This window comes from Corynebacterium sp. J010B-136 (assembly GCF_002967075.1).
Taxonomy (GTDB): domain Bacteria; phylum Actinomycetota; class Actinomycetes; order Mycobacteriales; family Mycobacteriaceae; genus Corynebacterium.
The window spans coordinates 250,381-267,427 of the sequence record NZ_PUGE01000001.1 but is presented as its reverse complement, the minus strand read 5'-3'; the positions used below and the strand labels follow the sequence as shown (position 1 = coordinate 267,427).

Sequence of the window (17,047 nt, the reverse complement as noted above, 5' to 3'; positions counted from 1 at the left end):
CATGGCTAATTCTTCTACTTCTTCGGCTCCTTCTGAGTCTTTTGACGTAGTCATTGTCGGCTCGGGTGCCGGCGGATTATCCGCTGCGGTCACCGCGGCTTATCACGGTCTTTCAGTATGCGTGGTGGAAAAATCTGAGGTGCTAGGCGGCGCTACCTCATGGTCAGGCGGGTGGGCGTGGACGCCGGGCACGCACTTTGCCAAACAAGATGGGGTAGTAGAAAGCAAAGAAGAATTCCAGACCTACCTGCACAGTGTCTTGGGTGAGCGCTACGACATTGAAGCGAAGAATATCGATGCCTTCTTAGAAGCTGCTCCACACATGGTGGAGTTCTTTGCCAAGAAGACCTCCCTGGATTTCACCCCGGGCGCAAAAATCCGCGATATCTACGGCCAATTGCCATCGGCTGGTACCGGGCACCGCTCAGTTGGGCCAAAGCCTTTCAACTTGAAGGAAGTTAAACCATCGTTGCGCAAGAAGCTGCGCCACCAGCTATATGAAACTTCCTTCTTTGGCATGGGCATTATGGCAGGCGAGGACCTGACCAAGTTCTTATCTGCTTCCCAATTAGATCCACGCGGATGGATCCACGCTGCGCGCCGCGTTATCACCCATATCTTCGACCTTGTCTTGCATGGCCGCACCATGCACCTGGTCAACGGCACTGCGCTGACGGCACGACTGGCTAAATCCGCTGATGACCTTGGCGTGGAACTGCGCACTAACACCACGGCGTTAGAGCTTATTAAATCTGATTCCCGGATTTCCGGCGTGAAGGTGCAAGGCGAACAGGGCAGCTACATCCTCGAAGCGACAAAAGGTGTTGTGCTGGCAACTGGCGGCTTCCCGAATAACGTGGAGCTGCGCCGGGAGCTTTTCCCCAAGACCCCGACCGGGCAAGAGCACTTTACCCTTGCCCCTGAGACCACTACCGGCGATGGCTTGCGCATGGCGCGCGAGGTCGGCGCGCACTTTGTCGACGACAACCACTCGGCGGCAGCGTGGTGCCCAGTCTCACTCGTACCCTATTTCAACGGCAAGACAGGCGTCTTCCCGCACATCATGGACCGCGCTAAGCCAGGCTCCATTGGCGTTACCAAAGACGGCAAGCGCTTTGTCAATGAAGCCAATGGCTACTTCGACTACGTCGATGGCATGATCAAAGCAACTAAAGACGGGGACCCCGTCGCCTCCTGGCAAATCGCCGACGCCAGCTTCGTGCGTAAATACCCCTTAGGAATGGCGAAGCCGTTCCCCATGCCGCTGTTTCCATACCTTGCCTCCGGCTATTTGAAAAAGGGCAAGACCATTGAAGAACTCGCCCGCAAATGTGGCATCGACCCGCAAGGGCTCAAAGCCACGGTCGAGGAATTCAATGCCAATGCACGCGCTGGTAAGGACCCAGAATTTGGCCGCGGGGAAACAGAATTCAACCGCTATGGAGGAGACCCGAAGGTAGGTCCCAACCCGTCGTTGGGACCTATTGAAAAGGGACCTTTCTACGCGGTGAAAGTTCACCCAGGCAGTTTCGGTACCTTCGCCGGAATCGCTGCGGATGAACACGGCGCGGTATTAGATAAGGAAGGAGAAGCAATCGAAGGCCTGTTTACGGCAGGCAATGACCGTAATTCCATCATGGGTGGCTTTTATCCCGCCGGCGGCGTCAACCTTGGCCCCGCATTGGGATTTGGCTACATCATCGGCCGCACTTTAGCCGGTGCCAAAGAATATGAAGTTAGTGGAAATAACTCCACGCTTTAAAATCAACTATCTCGCGATAGTGTGAGCAATTCTCACTCCTTTAAACCCCAAGGACTACTGACATGACTGAAATGCCAGCTACACCTTCTTGGATGGGCGCGCCCAAGCGCCCAGCCTTCCTTATTTGGTTATCCAAAATCGAAGAAGTACTCGGAGCACTACTAGTACTTCTGATCTTTGTTCTTCTGACAATCCAGGTATTCCAGCGCTACCTACCGGTAGCCACCCAACCCTGGATTGGTGAAGTATCCCGCTATGCACTGATGGCCCTGGGCTTTATGCTCGTCGGCTCATTGATGGGGCAAGGCCGCCATCTCAGCATCGAAGCCATCATGAATGTCGGACGCCCTGCATTCAAGCGCTCCGTCGTGGTGATTTCTTCCATCCTCAGCGCGATTATCTGTGCCGTGTTGGCGCAAGACTCCTGGGCACTGATTTCCTCTGATACCGGACAAACGCTGCAGGTAACAGGATTCCCGATGTGGATCTTGTACATCATTCCTTTCTTCGCTTTTGTCTCCGGCACTATCCAGGCGTTGGCCAATATCATTTGGGCGCCTGTAGAAAACATTGAAACCATCGAAGAAGAAGCCATGCGTGCGGTAGAAGCCGAGACCTCGGTCGCTGCTTCCACGAACCCTTCGGGGGACAACCTCGATGGTGGAACCCTTGATGAGGAGGCACGTTCCTAATGACTATCGCAATTTTGATCATCGCCATCGCCATCTTGATGGCCATCCGCGTGCCTGTGGCACTTTCCATTTTGGGCCCCAGCTTGGTGTACATGCTGGCGACTGGAAACAGTCCTGGATTTGCCATGCGCATTGCGGCCGATGGCATCGCTAGCTTCCCGCTGCTTGCTGTACCGCTATTCATTCTGCTGGGCACCGTGGCAAACTATTCTGGCGTCGCAGATCGCCTTTTTGAATTCGCTGAATCCTTGCTACACCGCGTGACCGGCAACTTAGGCTATGTCAACGTCATGGCATCGGTGGGCTTTTCCTGGATGTCGGGCTCGGCGCTAGCCGACGCCGCCGCTATGGGTAAGACTTTGGTTCCAGCAATGGAGCGCGCCGGGTTCAAGAAATCCTTCGCGACGGGTCTAACTGCTTCCTCATCATTGATTTCGCCAGTGATGCCACCGTCCATCCCGGCTGTTATTTATGCCTCGGTCGCGGCAGTATCTACCGGCGCGCTCTTTGCAGCTTCTGTTCTTCCGGCGCTGCTGCTTGCTGGAGCATTGCTGGTCGTCGTGGCGTTATATATTGCCCGCCACAAAGATGAACTTGTCGGTTCTGCAGATGAGCCGCGCCCAATCGGCCAGGCCACCGTGCGCGTCTTGGGTGCATTGCTAACGCCCATTATCATCTTGGGCGGTATCCTCGGCGGATTCTTCACCCCGACTGAAGCCGCTGCCTTGGGTGCGCTCTACATCATCATCTTGGGCTTTATCTACAAGAAGCTCACCGTGGCAACGCTGTGGAAGGCCCTGCGGGAGACCGCAGTTACTACTGCGTCGATTATGTTGATCATCGTCGCCGCGACCATCTTGGGCTGGATTCTAGCGCGTGAGGAAGTTCCACAAGCGCTGTCGTCAGTGATGACGGGTAACCTGAACTCCGCTACGGCCTTCTTGCTGGTTACCGCTGCGTTGCTGCTGATTCTCGGTGCGTTCATCGATGCCACAGCCTTGCTGCTCATCACCGTGCCAATTCTGTTGCCAGTGGCCACCGAATTCGGCGTCGACCCAATCCACTTCGGTGTAATTACCATCCTGGCACTGATGATGGGCTTACTGACCCCGCCCGTAGGAACCGTGCTCTTTGTGATGAGTTCAGTTCTGCGCATGCCAGTCGGGGATGTATTCCGCGGCGTATTGCCATTCCTTGTACCGATCGGTGTGGTCTTGCTCTTGCTCATTTTCTTCCCGGCAATTGTCACCGCCGTTCCCGCCGTAATTGGAATGTAAGGAGAAATTCCGATGACTAAGAAATCTATTTCGACTGCGAGTTGGGGCGCGCTAGCTGCTGGTGCGGTACTCGTTGCAGGTTCCCTAATCGGCACCACTGTCTTGCACGATCATGCTGTTCGCGGCTCTGAGCAGCTGACCTTTGCCAATAGTTATAACCTCAACCACCACCACAATGCTTGTGGCACCGCACTTGTGCAACAGCAACTCGTTGCCAGTGATTCTGAGCTGCAGCTCACTGTCTTTCCTTCGAGCCAATTAGGCGGTGACGCGGAGAGAGTCGCCTCCTTGCTAGATGGCGATATTGATATTGACCTGCAGGGCTCTTCCGCACTGGCTTCTGTCTACGAACCTATTGGCGTGATGGACATGGCTTATGTCTTTGACAACCCAGATCACCTCTTCGAATGGTTCGATTCGGCAGCTTCTCAGCAAGTCAAAGATGATTTCGAAGAAGCGACCGGCGCGAAAATCTTAGGAGTTTGGTACCTGGGCGACCGCACTTTCTCCGCCAATGCTCCAGTGCGCACGCCGGAAGATCTGCACGGCTTGCGTTTGCGCTATCCAGAAACTCCCGCGCACCTTGCATCGGCTGCGGCGGTCGGTGCAGAACCAGTCGCTGTGGCTTTTGAGGAAGTCTATCTTTCCTTGCAGCAAGGGCTTGTCGATGGCCAAGAGAATCCCATCTCCCTGACCGCCGAAAACTCACTCGATGAAGTCGTGGACTATGTCAGCCTGTCCCGCCACGCGGTGGGCTCCCAGCTCATCATCGTCGCCGGTGATACCTGGGAGCGTCTGAGCGAACAAGAACAAGCGGACCTGCAAGCATCAATCTCTGATGTGCGTGCCCAAAACCGTCAGTGTGCTGATGAGGATGAGCAAGAAACCATGACGCGCTGGCAGGAACAAGGAACGCCGGAGATTATCGAAGATGTCGACCGCGAAGCCTTTATGGAAAAGGCGCATGCCTACTGGGAAGAAAACCTTAGCCCAGAAGAATTAGAGGTCTATAACTCTATTCGCTCGGTGCAGTAGCGCCCCTAAGCGGCGCGCTGCTTCACGGAGCGTGTCTTCATCAGCTTGGGAATACGACAAGCGCAACGCATTATGCCCGCGGCCATCGAGGAAGAAGGCCGTGCCCGGGATATATAAAATGCCTTCGTCCATTGCCTCATCCAATAAACCGGATGAGGCATCGATGTTTTCCGGCAACTCCACCCAAATGAAAAACGCACCGGTGGGCGTTACCCACTTACACCCTGCTGGAAGGTATTCCTGCAGGGCTGCATCGAGAGCCTGCGCACGTCGGTGATACATGTCCACGTTGGCGGCTAAGACTGAATGCCAATCGACCTCACGCAGGTATTTCGCGGCAATGGATTGGCTCAGCGGGGAAGGACAAATTGCGGAAGCTTCAGCTGCGGGCACCAAGCTGGCATGCACCATGGCCGGTGCATCAGTCCACCCAATACGAATGCCAGGCGCGAAAATCTTCGACAAGGAACCTAGATAAATCACATTATCTGGGTCAAGTGTGCGCAGCGCCGGCGGAAGATCCACCCCAAAGTTGATAAGGCCATAGGGATTATCTTCCACGATGATGATGTCGTGTTCCCGACACAGCTTCACGATGTCCATTCGTCGCCGATAGGACATCACCACACCCGAGGGATTGGCGAAGTTGGGAACCACATATAAAAGCTTGATATCGGACCCAGTGGCCTGCGCGTGAGCAATGGCTGCCTCGATGACATCGATAGTAATGCCTTCATCATCGCCTTCTAATTGGGCAACATGGGCCTGCATGCCGGCAAAAACATTCAGCGCACCGGAATAAGACGGCGCCGCTGCCAAGACCGTATCACCGGGGTTGAGAAAGAGCTTGGCTACCAAGTCCAAGGACATCTGCGAACCAGAAGTCACCAGAATGTCTTCGGGAACGGACTCGATGCCTTCAAGAGCCATGATCTTTTGGATTTCATCGATAAGCTCTGGCTGCCCGACGGTTGTTCCATACTGGAATGCCGAAAGGCCATGCTGGGTCACGACTTCGTTGCTGATGCGGGTAATCTCCTCCCACGGCAGGTGCGTCAGTTCCGGGTTGCCGCCGGCCAAGGAGATGACATCAGGGTTCATCTCCATCTCAAAGACAGCGCGAATGGGCGAGGGCGCAAAGTACTGCGCGCGGGAGGCAAAACGCTCATTGAGGGGGAGGGGACTAGTGCGCTTTGAAGCAGACATCAGTGATATTCCTTTTCATCTCATCACCGCCAGTGCAGGTGGGTGGCGGTAGATAACACTTGCGCTCTGTTTGAGCGCCCAGTGCAGTGCTTTCTTTCGATGCTATCCAATGCCTTCGCACAAAATAGGCACTTTGTTATGAATATGAGTCATTGCGGTGTCTGCTTCCGCGATCGCCTGACTGCTGCACTCCCTAAATCTGTTCATGAGCTGCGTGTTTGAGGTAAATCTTGAAGCCCTTGCGGTCGGCGGACGAATGTAAATATCTGGACAAATTAATTTTCTGAAGTAAATAAGCACCCTCATTAATGGTGACTTTCGTTACTTCGGCACAGTTTGTGAACTAATGTGGCTAATGTCCTAATCCCTCAATAGGAAGTAAAATAACGTGACTACCTCTCAACCCCAATCGAATAAGAATTCGGTGGCGAAGCCATTGGAGTCGGAGGAGAAAGCATCCAAGAAGAAAGGTCTGCGTCTGCAGACCGATCCTTTTATTTTCTTCGTCTCGGGTGGCTTTATCGTGGCCTTCGTTGCGCTGACTCTTGCCTTTGGTGAGCGCGCACGAAATGTGTACTCGGTTGTCTCAGGTTGGCTATTGGACAACCTGGGCTGGATGTACATTGGTGGCTACTCACTCATGTTCGTCTTCCTGATTGCCATTTTCGTATCGAAGTACGGAAACCTCCGGCTGGGAGACGATGATGAAAAGCCCGCCTACTCTGTACCCGTGTGGTTCGCCATGCTCTTTGCAGCAGGCCTGGGCGCGACTTTGATGTTCTGGGGTGCAGCTGAGCCTTTGCACCACAGCTTCAACCCGCCGCGCGGCGATTTCTTGCCAATGAGCCAAGAAGCCATTGACCAAGCATTTGAATTTACGTACTACCACTTTGCCGCACACATGTGGGTACCTTTCGTGCTGCCCGGTCTGGCCTTGGGCTATTTCATTTACAAGCGCAAGATGCCGGCGCGCTTGTCGTCGACATTTTCGCCGCTGCTCGGCGGCAAGGTGTACGAGTGGCCAGGCAAGCTTATCGATGCCCTCTCGATCATCGGCACCGTCTTCGGTCTCGCGGTCTCTGTGGGCCTTGGCGTGCTGCAGATCAACGCAGGTATGAACATCATGTGGGATGTTCCGCTTATCTCTGGTGTGGAATTGGCGATCATTATCGGCATTACCGTCGCTTCTTCTATCTCAGTGGCCTCTGGTCTTGACCGCGGCATTAAGATTCTGTCGAATATCAATATCGGCGCGGCCATCGTGCTGATGGTCTTCGTGTTGCTGATGGGCCCGACTTTGACGCTGCTGCGCCATACCGTGGAAGCATTCGGTAATTATGGCGCGGCTTTGCCGGAGATGATGTTCTGGACGGATTCCTTTGCTGAGAATCCTGGCTGGCAGGGTACGTGGACCGTGTTCTACTGGGCATGGACGATTTGCTGGTCACCATTTGTCGGTATGTTCATCGCGCGCATCTCGCGTGGCCGTACCGTGCGTGAATTCATCGGTGGCGTATTAGCACTGCCCACTGTTTTCGTGGTCATCTGGTTTTCTATCTTCGGCCGCGCGGCGATTGAGATGGAACTATCTGACCCCGGGGTTCTTACTGGACCGGTGGTCGAAGACGGCGATACTCCCGTCGCACTATTCGCGCTGTTGGAGCAGTACCCGATTTACGCAATCTCCGGTGCTTTGGCTGTCTTTGTCATCGTGATTTTCTTTGTCACCTCGATTGACTCCGCGGCCTTGGTCATGGACTCTTTTGCCACGGGTGAAGAAAGCAAGTCCCCGGTTTACTACCGCATCGGCTGGGCTGTTGCCGTGGGTGCAGTGACTGCTGCGCTGCTGTTTATCAACGACACAGGCATTGAAGCTATTCAAGAAGTCGTCATTATTGTCGCGCTGCCGTTCTTCCTCATGATGTTTTGCATGATGTACTCGCTGCTGAAAGGCATGGGCGATGACTATGCGGCTGAGCGTCGCATCGCCACGCGCCAGTGGGACAAGACTGACAGTCCAGAAAAGCTCGAGGAACAAGAATCGCGTCCCGCACCTGGCTACGATGCTGATGGTAACGAGCTTGGCGTACCTGAATTTGCCTATGACGAAGAAGGCCGCTTCCACATTCCTGGCCATGTGGTGGTTGACGGCGATGTCTACCTCGGCGGCGATGTCGACAATGACTACGAGCCTGAAAATCCTTTGGAAGTACCGCGCTCAAGCAAAGTGAAATTTATTGAAGTCACCGATGCTGAAGAAGTCACTGACGAACGCGACGACGATGGCAATGATGGCGAACTTGGACAGAGGACAGATTAAAGCTTCACACTAATAGCCTCACTGATGGCCTGAGCCATAGCTTCTTGCCCCAATGCGGTCGGGTGCATGGGATAGGCGCCTGTTTCAACACCCGACAGGTCTGTCCACCGCTGGCTAGGTTCCGCGCAGACCGTGTGCTCGGCGGCTTCCTCCGGCAAGACAAACGTAAAGTGCATTTCAGAAGCAATTTTAGAGATGAGTTCATTGAGCTCATTGGTTAAAGACACTGCCCATGCGCGGTCCTCATCCGAGATGAAGCCTGCGTCTGGGCAGTCGCCGTTTTCTGTAATCAACGGCAAGTACCCGGTGACGAAAACTTCTGCCTCAGGTGCCTTGTTCTGGATGCTGCTATAGGTGTGACCGAGCATTTCCGGGGTGGGGCCAAAAATCTCCGCGGTGTCGGGAAACCTCGAAGCGCAATCAGATTCTGTCCCAGCAGCAGCCGCTTCCTGGAAACAGCGGGCAATGTCTGGAAATCCAATGTCATTGCCGCCGATGGAAATGGTCACCAAATCTGTATCTTCATTAAGCGAATCCACCTGGGCGGGGATGAAGTTCTCTTCCCCGTTGCGCACGGAAGTGATGTCATGGGTGACAGCGCTTGCGCACGAAGCATCCACGAATTCCTCAATGCGATCATCATCGGCGAGCACCGCCGGATAATTATCACCGGAGCGGAAACACTCGGCGGGACCAGTTACTTGTGCGTCCCGCGAGCCCATCGCCGCATAAGAATCCCCAAGCGCCACATACTGCTGGTAGGTGGTTGGTTCTTCTGCCTGTTCCTGCGCTGTCTCGGGCGCGCTAATTTGGCTGGTGTCATCGGCGCTCGTACAAGACGTCAAAGTTGATGCGGCGGCGATGGTGATAAGAGCAGGGATCCCGAGAAGCTTCTTCATGGTGTTCCACCCTAGCCACATTTAAACCTTGCCCGTGGGGGAGAAGGGTTTAAAATTCAGTACTTTTGATTTTTATTTTATAGCCGCTGAACAGTCGCTTTCTACCGGAAACGAAAATAAGTGCTTGTCGGGGTTGAAAGTACGTGGTAGAGATAAGGAGTCCATGCGGGTGCCACTGACAGTGGCTGAGATCGGGCTATAGAAGTCCGAGACCGTCGAACCTGATCCGGTTAATGCCGGCGTAGGAAATAGGAGACTTCATTGTCTGATCTTGATGTAAATTTGCCGACCCCTTTGAACGCGAACAATAATGCGCGGGCGGTGCAGACATCCGAACAACATCCAGCGCACAGCCTGTCGTGGCTCGAAGACACTGAGCACGGAATCAAAGTGCCTGTGACTGCAATTGCGCAGGCAGACTCCCCAGATGGCACGCCAAATGAACCGTTGAAGGTCTACCGCACCATGGGCCCTGGCAGCATTCCGGAACAAGGCCTTGCACCCTGGCGCGCCGAGTGGATTGCCGCACGTGGTGACACAGAAACCTATGAAGCACGTGGCGCACGCCTCGAGGATGATGGCCGCACGGCGGTGCGTCGCGGGGCGCCCTCCCAACAATGGAAGGGAACTAAGCCGGAGCCGCTGCGCGCGAAAACCGGCAAGCGTGTTACCCAGATGCACTACGCGCGCCGCGGTGAGATAACCCCTGAAATGCGTTATGTGGCACTGCGCGAAAACGTTGACGTCGAGCTCGTTCGCAGTGAGGTTGCCGCCGGCCGAGCGATTATCCCGGCAAATATCAACCATCCCGAATCGGAGCCGATGATCATCGGCAAGCAATTTTTGGTGAAGATCAACGCCAATATCGGCAACTCCGCTGTCACCAGCTCCATCAATGAAGAAGTTTCCAAGCTCGAATGGGCTTCGAAGTGGGGCGCGGATACCCTGATGGATCTCTCCACTGGAAATGACATTCACACCACGCGCGAGTGGATTCTGCGCAATTCACCCATCCCGATTGGCACGGTCCCGATTTACCAGGCACTGGAGAAAGTTGATGGCGACGCCAATGCACTGACCTGGGAAATCTACCGCGATACCGTCATTGAGCAGTGTGAACAGGGCGTGGATTATATGACGGTTCACGCAGGTGTGCTGCTGCGTTATGTGCCGCTGACCGCGGACCGCGTTACGGGAATTGTCTCTCGCGGCGGCTCGATTATGGCCGGTTGGTGCCTCGCGCACCATCAAGAAAACTTCCTGTACACCCACTTTGATGAATTGTGCGAGATTTTCGCGGCTTATGACGTCGCATTTTCGCTTGGCGATGGCCTCCGTCCCGGCTCCATCGCCGATGCCAACGACGCCGCGCAATTCGCCGAACTAGACACCCTGGCTGAGCTGACCCAACGCGCGTGGGAATATGACGTACAGGTGATGGTCGAAGGGCCAGGGCATATTCCGCTGCACAAGGTTCGTGAAAACGTAGAGCGCCAGCAAGAGCTTTGCAAAGGAGCACCTTTTTATACGCTGGGCCCGCTGGTGACAGATATTGCGCCGGGCTATGACCACATCACTTCCGCCATCGGCGCAACCGAAATAGCGCGCTATGGCACCGCGATGCTGTGCTACGTCACCCCGAAAGAACACTTAGGTCTTCCCAATAGGGATGACGTAAAGACCGGCGTGATTACCTATAAAATCGCAGCGCACGCTGCCGATGTTGCTAAGGGGCACCCCGGTGCCACCGCGCGTGACGATGCCCTGTCCAAGGCACGTTTTGAATTCCGGTGGAACGACCAGTTCTCGCTGGGGCTGGATCCGGTGACAGCCCAAGAATATCACGATGAAACTTTGCCGGCAGAACCAGCAAAGACCGCACACTTTTGCTCAATGTGCGGTCCGAAGTTCTGCTCAATGCGGATATCTCAAGATATCCGCGACACCTACGGCAGTGCGGAGGCTCAGGCCGCGATTGCTGGGATGCAGCAAAAGAGCCAAGAATTCCTCAACGCCGGCGGGCAAGTTTATCTGCCGCAGCCAACCGTAGGTGCGCCCAAATAGTCAGCTGACTCGCAAGTTTGCTCTTACAAGCTGGTCTTAGACCAGCTTGTGGGTCAGGTTTGCTGGGCGGGTGTAGGTGTTGACCACAGGGGACCACTGGATTGCGTCATCAACAATCTTTTCTAGGGTCTCACGGTCGGCATCGCCGTCAACGTCAACGTTGACCTGAACATCGGAAACACCTGGGCGCTTGTCATCGCTCAAGTCGCCAACGCCCCAGACAGGGGAGACGTCAATGTTGGATTCAATATCGATGTCGATCTTGGTCAGGGTAACGCCACGGTGGGTAGCGATTGCCTGAATACCGACGGAGATGCACGCTGCAAGACCTGCCTGAGCGATTTCGGTTGGGTTCGGCGCGGAGTCATCGCCAAGCAATGCTGGTGGCTCAGAAACCAGAACTGGCTTCAGGTCGCGAACCTGGGTGTAATTGCGGAAGTGGCCGTCAGCCTCGGTGTGAGTCTTGATGACCTTCTTGCCGCCTTCTGGGTTATCGATATTCTTCTGGCGCAACGACGCCAGCTTCTCGGCATCGATAGCCTCGAGTGGTTCGCCGGCCTTGTGATTAGGGGTGAGATCAGACATTAAAAATTCTCCTTCTTTCGTGGAATGTTTCCCACAATACGCGCCTTGAATGTAAATTGCTAGACAGCTTGGTTCATTTTATTCAAACCGAGCGTTATATTAAATGCGCTCGTGGCGGCCTTGTCGGCTTCTTGAATAAACCAGGAGTCGGTTCCTGGCAGTGGTGGCGAAATGGTGGTGTCCGGGTACTGCGCGTGCGCGGGGATACCGACCATGTGCAGGCGTGGATCTTCGTGGCCTTCGGCATCAAGCACGCGGCGCGACTGCGGATGTTGTGCGACTGATGCGGTCGGCAGCTCGGTGCCATCTTCAGCGATATCGCTAAAGGCAACGACGCGCTTTTTCTCCACCAAGTCTTTCATGAAGGAATCCACCGGCATCTTGCGGATATCTGGCTTGTGTACCCAGGCATCGAAAAGCGTGGTGCCGCGGTAGCGCACGCCGCCGGAATAGGGCGAGCTCATGGTCCATTCACCGGTAGTACGGTCGGTATCGAGCAGGGGATAGCCACCGATGAACTTCACGATGCCTGCTTCCACGAGCGCCATGAGCTGACGCGTGCGGAAGATTGGTGGGCCGGAGCACGCCAGTTGCGCCAGCGCAATGGCCTTATCAAACATGTGGTGGCGTGATTCCACGGTGTATCGCCCTTCCGCACCCAGCACCTGGGAAGGCTTGCGGGAAAAGCCCAAAGACCACAGGGCAGCACGCACTGGGCTGTCCTGGCCTTGCTCGGCATCGCGTAGGTCTTCTTCCAGGCGCTGCATCAAATAAGCAGTGAGCTCTTCCGCATTATCGAAGTTCGCTGGCAAAAGATGCATCCAGCGCAGCAGTGAAAAACGCTTGGTGGTGTACTTTTCGATGACCTCATCCATCGCGCTGACGCCATTAAAGACCACACTGGCATCAACCTCAGCGTCATCGATAGCCTGCACAATGGTGTCCAAATCGGCCTTGAGTGCTGCTGGTTCCACGCGCGCCAAAGTCTTGACATAGGCGTGGTAAGCATCGCGCAGCACCGCCGGCCAGACTTCCACGTCATAGTCAATAGAGCGTCGGCCCTTTCGATCGGAAAGCTCGGCCACGACTTTCTTTAAGCGGGGAATCTCCGCTGCTGGTGGCAATCCACCATCATCAGACTGTGGCATAAACGGGTAGCCGCGTCGGGAGCTGGCGTAATACGTTGGCTCTTTACCGGTGGCAATATAACGCAGCCCACTGGCCGCATCCGGGTCCTCGACAAACTGCCCACCGCGTTCTTGCGTGGTCAAAATCAAAATATCGAAAAAGCCCATCCCTAAGCCGCGGGAGAGTACCTTTTCATTATCCTTGATGGAACTAACATCCTGCTCAATTGGGTTATTTGCCCGAATCCAGTTGAGATCCGGATGCGCATCTAAGGTTTCTTTAATCCACTTTTCCTGCGCGGCTAGGCCCTGGTTTTGCCAACCTGTAACTGCGATGGTGGCCGAAGCTTCGACGGTCTCACCATTATCCAAGGCAATAACGTCGTAATCTCCGGCTTCTTCGATGCTGGTGGCGCGCGCCTTATGGCTATGCACCGTTACCCACGACGGAATATCGTGCAGAACCGACTGATAAAACCACACTAAGTAATAGCCGTACAGCGCGCGTAGGGGATAAGACTCCGGGCGGAGTTCTTCTAATTCTTCGCGGCTAAAGCGCTCCCAAAGGCCATCGTCAAGCGGATGCTGTGTGACGTAATCCCGCTTTGCGCGGGTTACCTCCTCCTCGTGGCCTAAGTGCAGGCGAACCCACTCATAAATGGTGGGGCCTTCGACCACCGGCGCGTCTACCGTCGCGCCGGGCTCCGAAAAGAGTGTCATGCCGTGTGCGAAAGTGTTCATGCACAGCGCCTTGGTCTGCGAGGTATCCCAAATCCGGCCACCGCCATGCTGTGCGTCATCAATTAAATGTAGATGGAATTCTTGCGGCGGGTTTTCCACCACATTTAAGTGCGCAACAAGCCGCTCCAGCGTCGATACGCCGCGCGGCCCTAATCCGATGAGCGCAATGGAAGGCGAAATAGTTGGCATAAAAGTTTCATCCCTAAGATTCATAGACCATAAAGCCTGTCGTTTCTTCCGTCGACTATACCAACCTGTCTATCAAAATTAGTAAGAGCGGTTCATAAGCAGTTCTTCTTTGACTATTTATCCGCCAGCTAGACGTCTGACCACCAGCGCCGGTCTGCAGCAAAATCCGGAATTTCATTCAGAATGGCCAAGAATATAAATGGCCACTAGCAGAGCTTGTTGAATTAAAACTTCGAATAGCGCAGCAGTTCCTATTCTCTAGGTAGGAGAGTGCCGCTGATTGCGCGGTGCGACATTGTAAGCCTCTCGCCAGATCCGGGTGCACTAAGCGGCAAAACTATTGACTGTCTTGGGTTAGGGATTAGAGGTACCAGAATGCCTGCCGCCTCTTATCGGCCCGAGCGGCCTATTTTCGCGATTCTTAATGATATAGCCGCAGGTGGGCGAAGCTCTTCTCCGCATATGAGGAGGCCTAGATTTTCACAATCGATGCGAAAATAACGAGTTGTCCCAATCTGATTTACAGCGGGCGTGGATACAGGGGTGTGAAGCTAGCCCTGAAAGTAGGCAGCGGCGAAGCTGGCGCCTAAAGTAGCTCACTGTGTTAACAGTCGCAGCAGTCATTGTCGTAGCCATCCTCATCGGCGCTTTCTTCCAGCGCATCACAGGCCTTGGGGTGGGGCTCGTTGGTGGTCCGGTTCTATCTATCTTGCTGGGGCCGGTTGCTGGCATCACGATGGTTAACGGGCTATCCATTATCAATGCAGTTAACAATGCGTGGGCAGTGCGTAAGCAGACGGACTGGCGCAAGTTCCGCCTCATTTCGGGAGCACTGGTGGCGGGATCGCTGCCTGCAGTAGCTGTGATTTTCTTTCTCGAAGGTCCGTGGCTGCTCATAGCTATCGGTGCCTTTGTGCTCTTGGCGCTGGGTATCTCTCTTTTTCCGGCCGATAAATTTAACGTGTCGCCGAATGCCAAAGGCCCACTTTTGGCATTCGGTGCAGTCGGTGGATTTATGTCAACCATCGCGGGTATTGCAGGACCCTCGCTTACGGTGTATTCGCGGATTACTGGATGGGACTATCGGGAATTCGTGGCGACGCTGCATCCCGTTCTGGTTGTTGCGAATACCGTTTCTTTCCTGTTGAAGCTCGTCTTACTTGGCGGGGTCGATTTCACCGGTACTCCGCTGTGGCTGTGGGTGCTTGCCGTTGCGATGCTTTTTGTGGGGGCCTGGCTGGGCGACCGCGTAAGCGCCCGAATTTCCACCTCGATGGCGCGCTCTCTTGCTACTGCCTTGGCGGCCGCAGGAGCGGGCGCCGTATTGATTCGTGGGCTTATGCAGTTAGCGTAGGCTTCAGAGTTTTCCCAGGAGCAGTGCTGCGATGCTAAGTGAGATTGGTTCTCCATTACTCAACAGCTCATAGATAAGTACGCTGAGTAAAATCAGCGCGGCGCTACGACTCCGAAAGGGCTGCGAGCGAGCCACTGGAAGTAGCGCGTGACGATGTTAAAAGCACTGCGGATATCTTCCGCTTTTCCGCGGGAAGTAAGGGAAGCGCTGTCGCGCTACGAAGAGTTCGCTACGGTTGCCTTGACTGGCAGTGTCGGCAGTGACAGAGGCTGTCAGCGGCACATTAAAGCGCGTGCATCTGGAACTCGGGACAGGAGTGTGGTGCGGTTGCCCGCATCTTGGTGGATGCAGAAGTAGAATCTCAGCTGGTAGATAAATTAGTCAAGCAGATTAGCGCGCTGATGGTTGGGACCCCGACTGAAGGCGAGCACATCGAGCAGGGATTCTTGTCGTTTGCACAGCAAGAGGCCGCAGACCGTGACGGCTTTTACATCGCGCCAACTGTTCTTACTAATGTCTTGCTAGACACCGAAGCAGCACAGGAAGAAATCTTCGAATCCGAAGACGAAGCGATCAACCGCGCTAATCAAGCCCCGCATGGTTTGAGTGCGTCGGTATGAGCCTTTGATGCAGCGCACTCTATCATGTACCACGCAAGATCGTTGTAGGTACCGTATGAGTCAATTCCTACCTCGTGTTGGCCAATGAGGCTCACATTCGGATTAACCACGCCCGTCATGCACGCAAGTGCGTGCTTAACGGAAGCGCAACGTATGAGGTAGTCAAACGCACAAAGGCGTGGCCTAGAGATTTTCCTCGGACCAGATCTTCGCTATTTCATAAGCACAATTAGCGCCCTACTAGCGTGGTTTCAAAGTTATGCATATCGGGGCGGTAGCAGTGATTGCCTAATTCGATGACCTGCCCGGAATTGTCCAGGGCTACACGTTCAACGGTGAGTAGTGGGCCGCCGTCATCGACATGCAGCAGGCGGCTTTCATCACCAACCGCGCGCCGGGCGCCAATCTTTTGATTCGCAATCTTTAAATCCACACCGCGGCGGCGCAGTGCATCGTACATGCCGCCGTCTTCCAGCTCTTCGCGGGTGATGTCATTAAAGGCTGGGGGAATGTGGTTTTCCAAAATCGCCACGGGGGTATCACCAGCGGAGCGAATGCGGCGAATAAACAAAACCTCATCACCAACAGAGACACCAAGCTTTTCGGCGATGGTGGAATTCGCCGCCAGTAAGCGATGCTCTAAGACTTCGGTCTTTGGATCCAGGTTGGCGTTTTTCAAGTCATTGTAAAAAGACGTCAACTCTACCGGACGCGTCACGTGGCTTTGGACCACCTGCGTGCCCACGCCACGGCGGCGCACCAGCAAGCCTTTGTCCACGACTTCTTGGATGGCGCGACGCACGGTAGGGCGAGAAACGCTGAGGCGCTGTGCTAAAGAGATTTCGTTTTCCAAGCGCGTGCCGGGAGGTAAAACGCCATCGCGAATTCCGTCTTCCAGGCATTGCGCTACCTGGAAGTAAAGCGGGACCGGGCCGTTGCGGTCTAGGTCTTTAAAAAGTTCGGCGGGCCAGACCGGTGCGCTGGATGTCATGAGGCTTCCTTCTCTGCTCGTCTACCTTTTCGCATTCGATACGTTAGGACAATTGAACAATATTACTTTGACGGTGATTTGTCCAGAGCTTTTGAGTCTCCAGACCTGGGAAGAATTCACCTATCAGTTGGTTTATCTTGCGGTTTTGTAAAACGACGGTATCACCCGGCGCGCAAATTCGTGCA

General features: G+C 54.6%; 13 protein-coding genes and 1 riboswitch. Of the genes, 8 read left to right on the top strand and 5 right to left on the bottom strand.

Going from position 1 to position 17,047, the window contains the following annotated elements; translation table 11 throughout:
- Position 1: 1 nt before the first annotated feature.
- The 4 genes from C5Y44_RS01140 (at position 2) to C5Y44_RS01125 (ending at position 4,766) form a co-directional block, all read left to right on the top strand.
- Positions 2–1,762 (top strand): FAD-dependent oxidoreductase, encoded by a 1,761-nt coding sequence (locus tag C5Y44_RS01140; protein ID WP_105323299.1) that lies wholly within the window; start codon positions 2–4, stop codon positions 1,760–1,762.
- 62 nt (positions 1,763–1,824) lie between these two features.
- Positions 1,825–2,454 carry a TRAP transporter small permease gene (locus C5Y44_RS01135; RefSeq protein WP_199185956.1) on the top strand — a complete coding sequence of 210 codons (630 nt, stop codon included), beginning with the start codon at positions 1,825–1,827 and terminating at the stop codon, positions 2,452–2,454.
- Positions 2,454–3,731 carry a TRAP transporter large permease gene (locus C5Y44_RS01130; RefSeq protein ID WP_105323298.1) on the top strand — a complete coding sequence of 426 codons (1,278 nt, stop codon included), beginning with the start codon at positions 2,454–2,456 and terminating at the stop codon, positions 3,729–3,731. The genes C5Y44_RS01135 and C5Y44_RS01130 overlap by 1 nt, the downstream gene beginning before the upstream one ends.
- 12 nt (positions 3,732–3,743) lie before the next feature.
- Positions 3,744–4,766: a sialic acid TRAP transporter substrate-binding protein SiaP gene (locus C5Y44_RS01125; RefSeq protein WP_105323297.1), complete on the top strand. Its 1,023-nt coding sequence runs from the start codon at positions 3,744–3,746 to the stop codon at positions 4,764–4,766.
- Here the strand turns inward: C5Y44_RS01125 and C5Y44_RS01120 are convergent.
- On the bottom strand, positions 4,731–5,972 hold the full coding sequence (locus C5Y44_RS01120) for a PLP-dependent aminotransferase family protein (RefSeq protein WP_105323296.1): 1,242 nt from the start codon (positions 5,970–5,972) through the stop codon (positions 4,731–4,733). The genes C5Y44_RS01125 and C5Y44_RS01120 overlap by 36 nt on opposite strands.
- 424 nt (positions 5,973–6,396) lie before the next feature.
- On the opposite strand from C5Y44_RS01120, the gene C5Y44_RS01115 reads away from it, so the two are divergent.
- The gene (locus C5Y44_RS01115; protein WP_105323654.1) at positions 6,397–8,292 is read left to right on the top strand and encodes a BCCT family transporter; all 1,896 of its coding nucleotides are present in this window, start codon (positions 6,397–6,399) and stop codon (positions 8,290–8,292) included.
- On the opposite strand, the gene C5Y44_RS01110 is transcribed toward C5Y44_RS01115, so the two are convergent.
- A complete protein-coding gene (locus C5Y44_RS01110; RefSeq protein ID WP_105323653.1) occupies positions 8,289–9,191 on the bottom strand; it encodes an SGNH/GDSL hydrolase family protein in 903 nt (300 codons plus the stop codon). The two genes, C5Y44_RS01115 and C5Y44_RS01110, sit on opposite strands and share 4 nt — an antisense overlap.
- A gap of 155 nt (positions 9,192–9,346) precedes the next feature.
- Positions 9,347–9,456: riboswitch (TPP riboswitch) on the top strand.
- 56 nt (positions 9,457–9,512) lie between these two features.
- Between C5Y44_RS01110 and thiC the strand changes: the two genes are divergently transcribed.
- The gene (gene thiC / locus C5Y44_RS01105; RefSeq protein WP_255411975.1) at positions 9,513–11,255 is read left to right on the top strand and encodes a phosphomethylpyrimidine synthase ThiC; all 1,743 of its coding nucleotides are present in this window, start codon (positions 9,513–9,515) and stop codon (positions 11,253–11,255) included.
- A 36-nt stretch (positions 11,256–11,291) separates the two neighbouring features.
- On the opposite strand, the gene C5Y44_RS01100 is transcribed toward thiC, so the two are convergent.
- Together C5Y44_RS01100 and C5Y44_RS01095 are read right to left on the bottom strand one after the other, a co-directional pair.
- On the bottom strand, positions 11,292–11,840 hold the full coding sequence (locus C5Y44_RS01100; RefSeq protein ID WP_105323295.1) for an OsmC family protein: 549 nt from the start codon (positions 11,838–11,840) through the stop codon (positions 11,292–11,294).
- 59 nt (positions 11,841–11,899) lie between these two features.
- The gene (locus tag C5Y44_RS01095; protein WP_105323294.1) at positions 11,900–13,897 is read right to left on the bottom strand and encodes an FAD/NAD(P)-binding protein; all 1,998 of its coding nucleotides are present in this window, start codon (positions 13,895–13,897) and stop codon (positions 11,900–11,902) included.
- 601 nt (positions 13,898–14,498) lie between these two features.
- Between C5Y44_RS01095 and C5Y44_RS01090 the strand changes: the two genes are divergently transcribed.
- Positions 14,499–15,251: a sulfite exporter TauE/SafE family protein gene (locus C5Y44_RS01090; protein ID WP_105323293.1), complete on the top strand. Its 753-nt coding sequence runs from the start codon at positions 14,499–14,501 to the stop codon at positions 15,249–15,251.
- 341 nt (positions 15,252–15,592) lie between these two features.
- A complete protein-coding gene (locus tag C5Y44_RS13420) occupies positions 15,593–15,871 on the top strand; it encodes an aldehyde dehydrogenase family protein (RefSeq protein ID WP_233189775.1) in 279 nt (92 codons plus the stop codon).
- Positions 15,872–16,100: 229 nt separating this feature from the next.
- Here C5Y44_RS13420 and C5Y44_RS01080 read toward each other — a convergent pair whose 3' ends face one another.
- The gene (locus C5Y44_RS01080) at positions 16,101–16,862 is read right to left on the bottom strand and encodes a GntR family transcriptional regulator (protein WP_105323292.1); all 762 of its coding nucleotides are present in this window, start codon (positions 16,860–16,862) and stop codon (positions 16,101–16,103) included.
- Between the last annotated feature and the right edge of the window lie 185 nt (positions 16,863–17,047).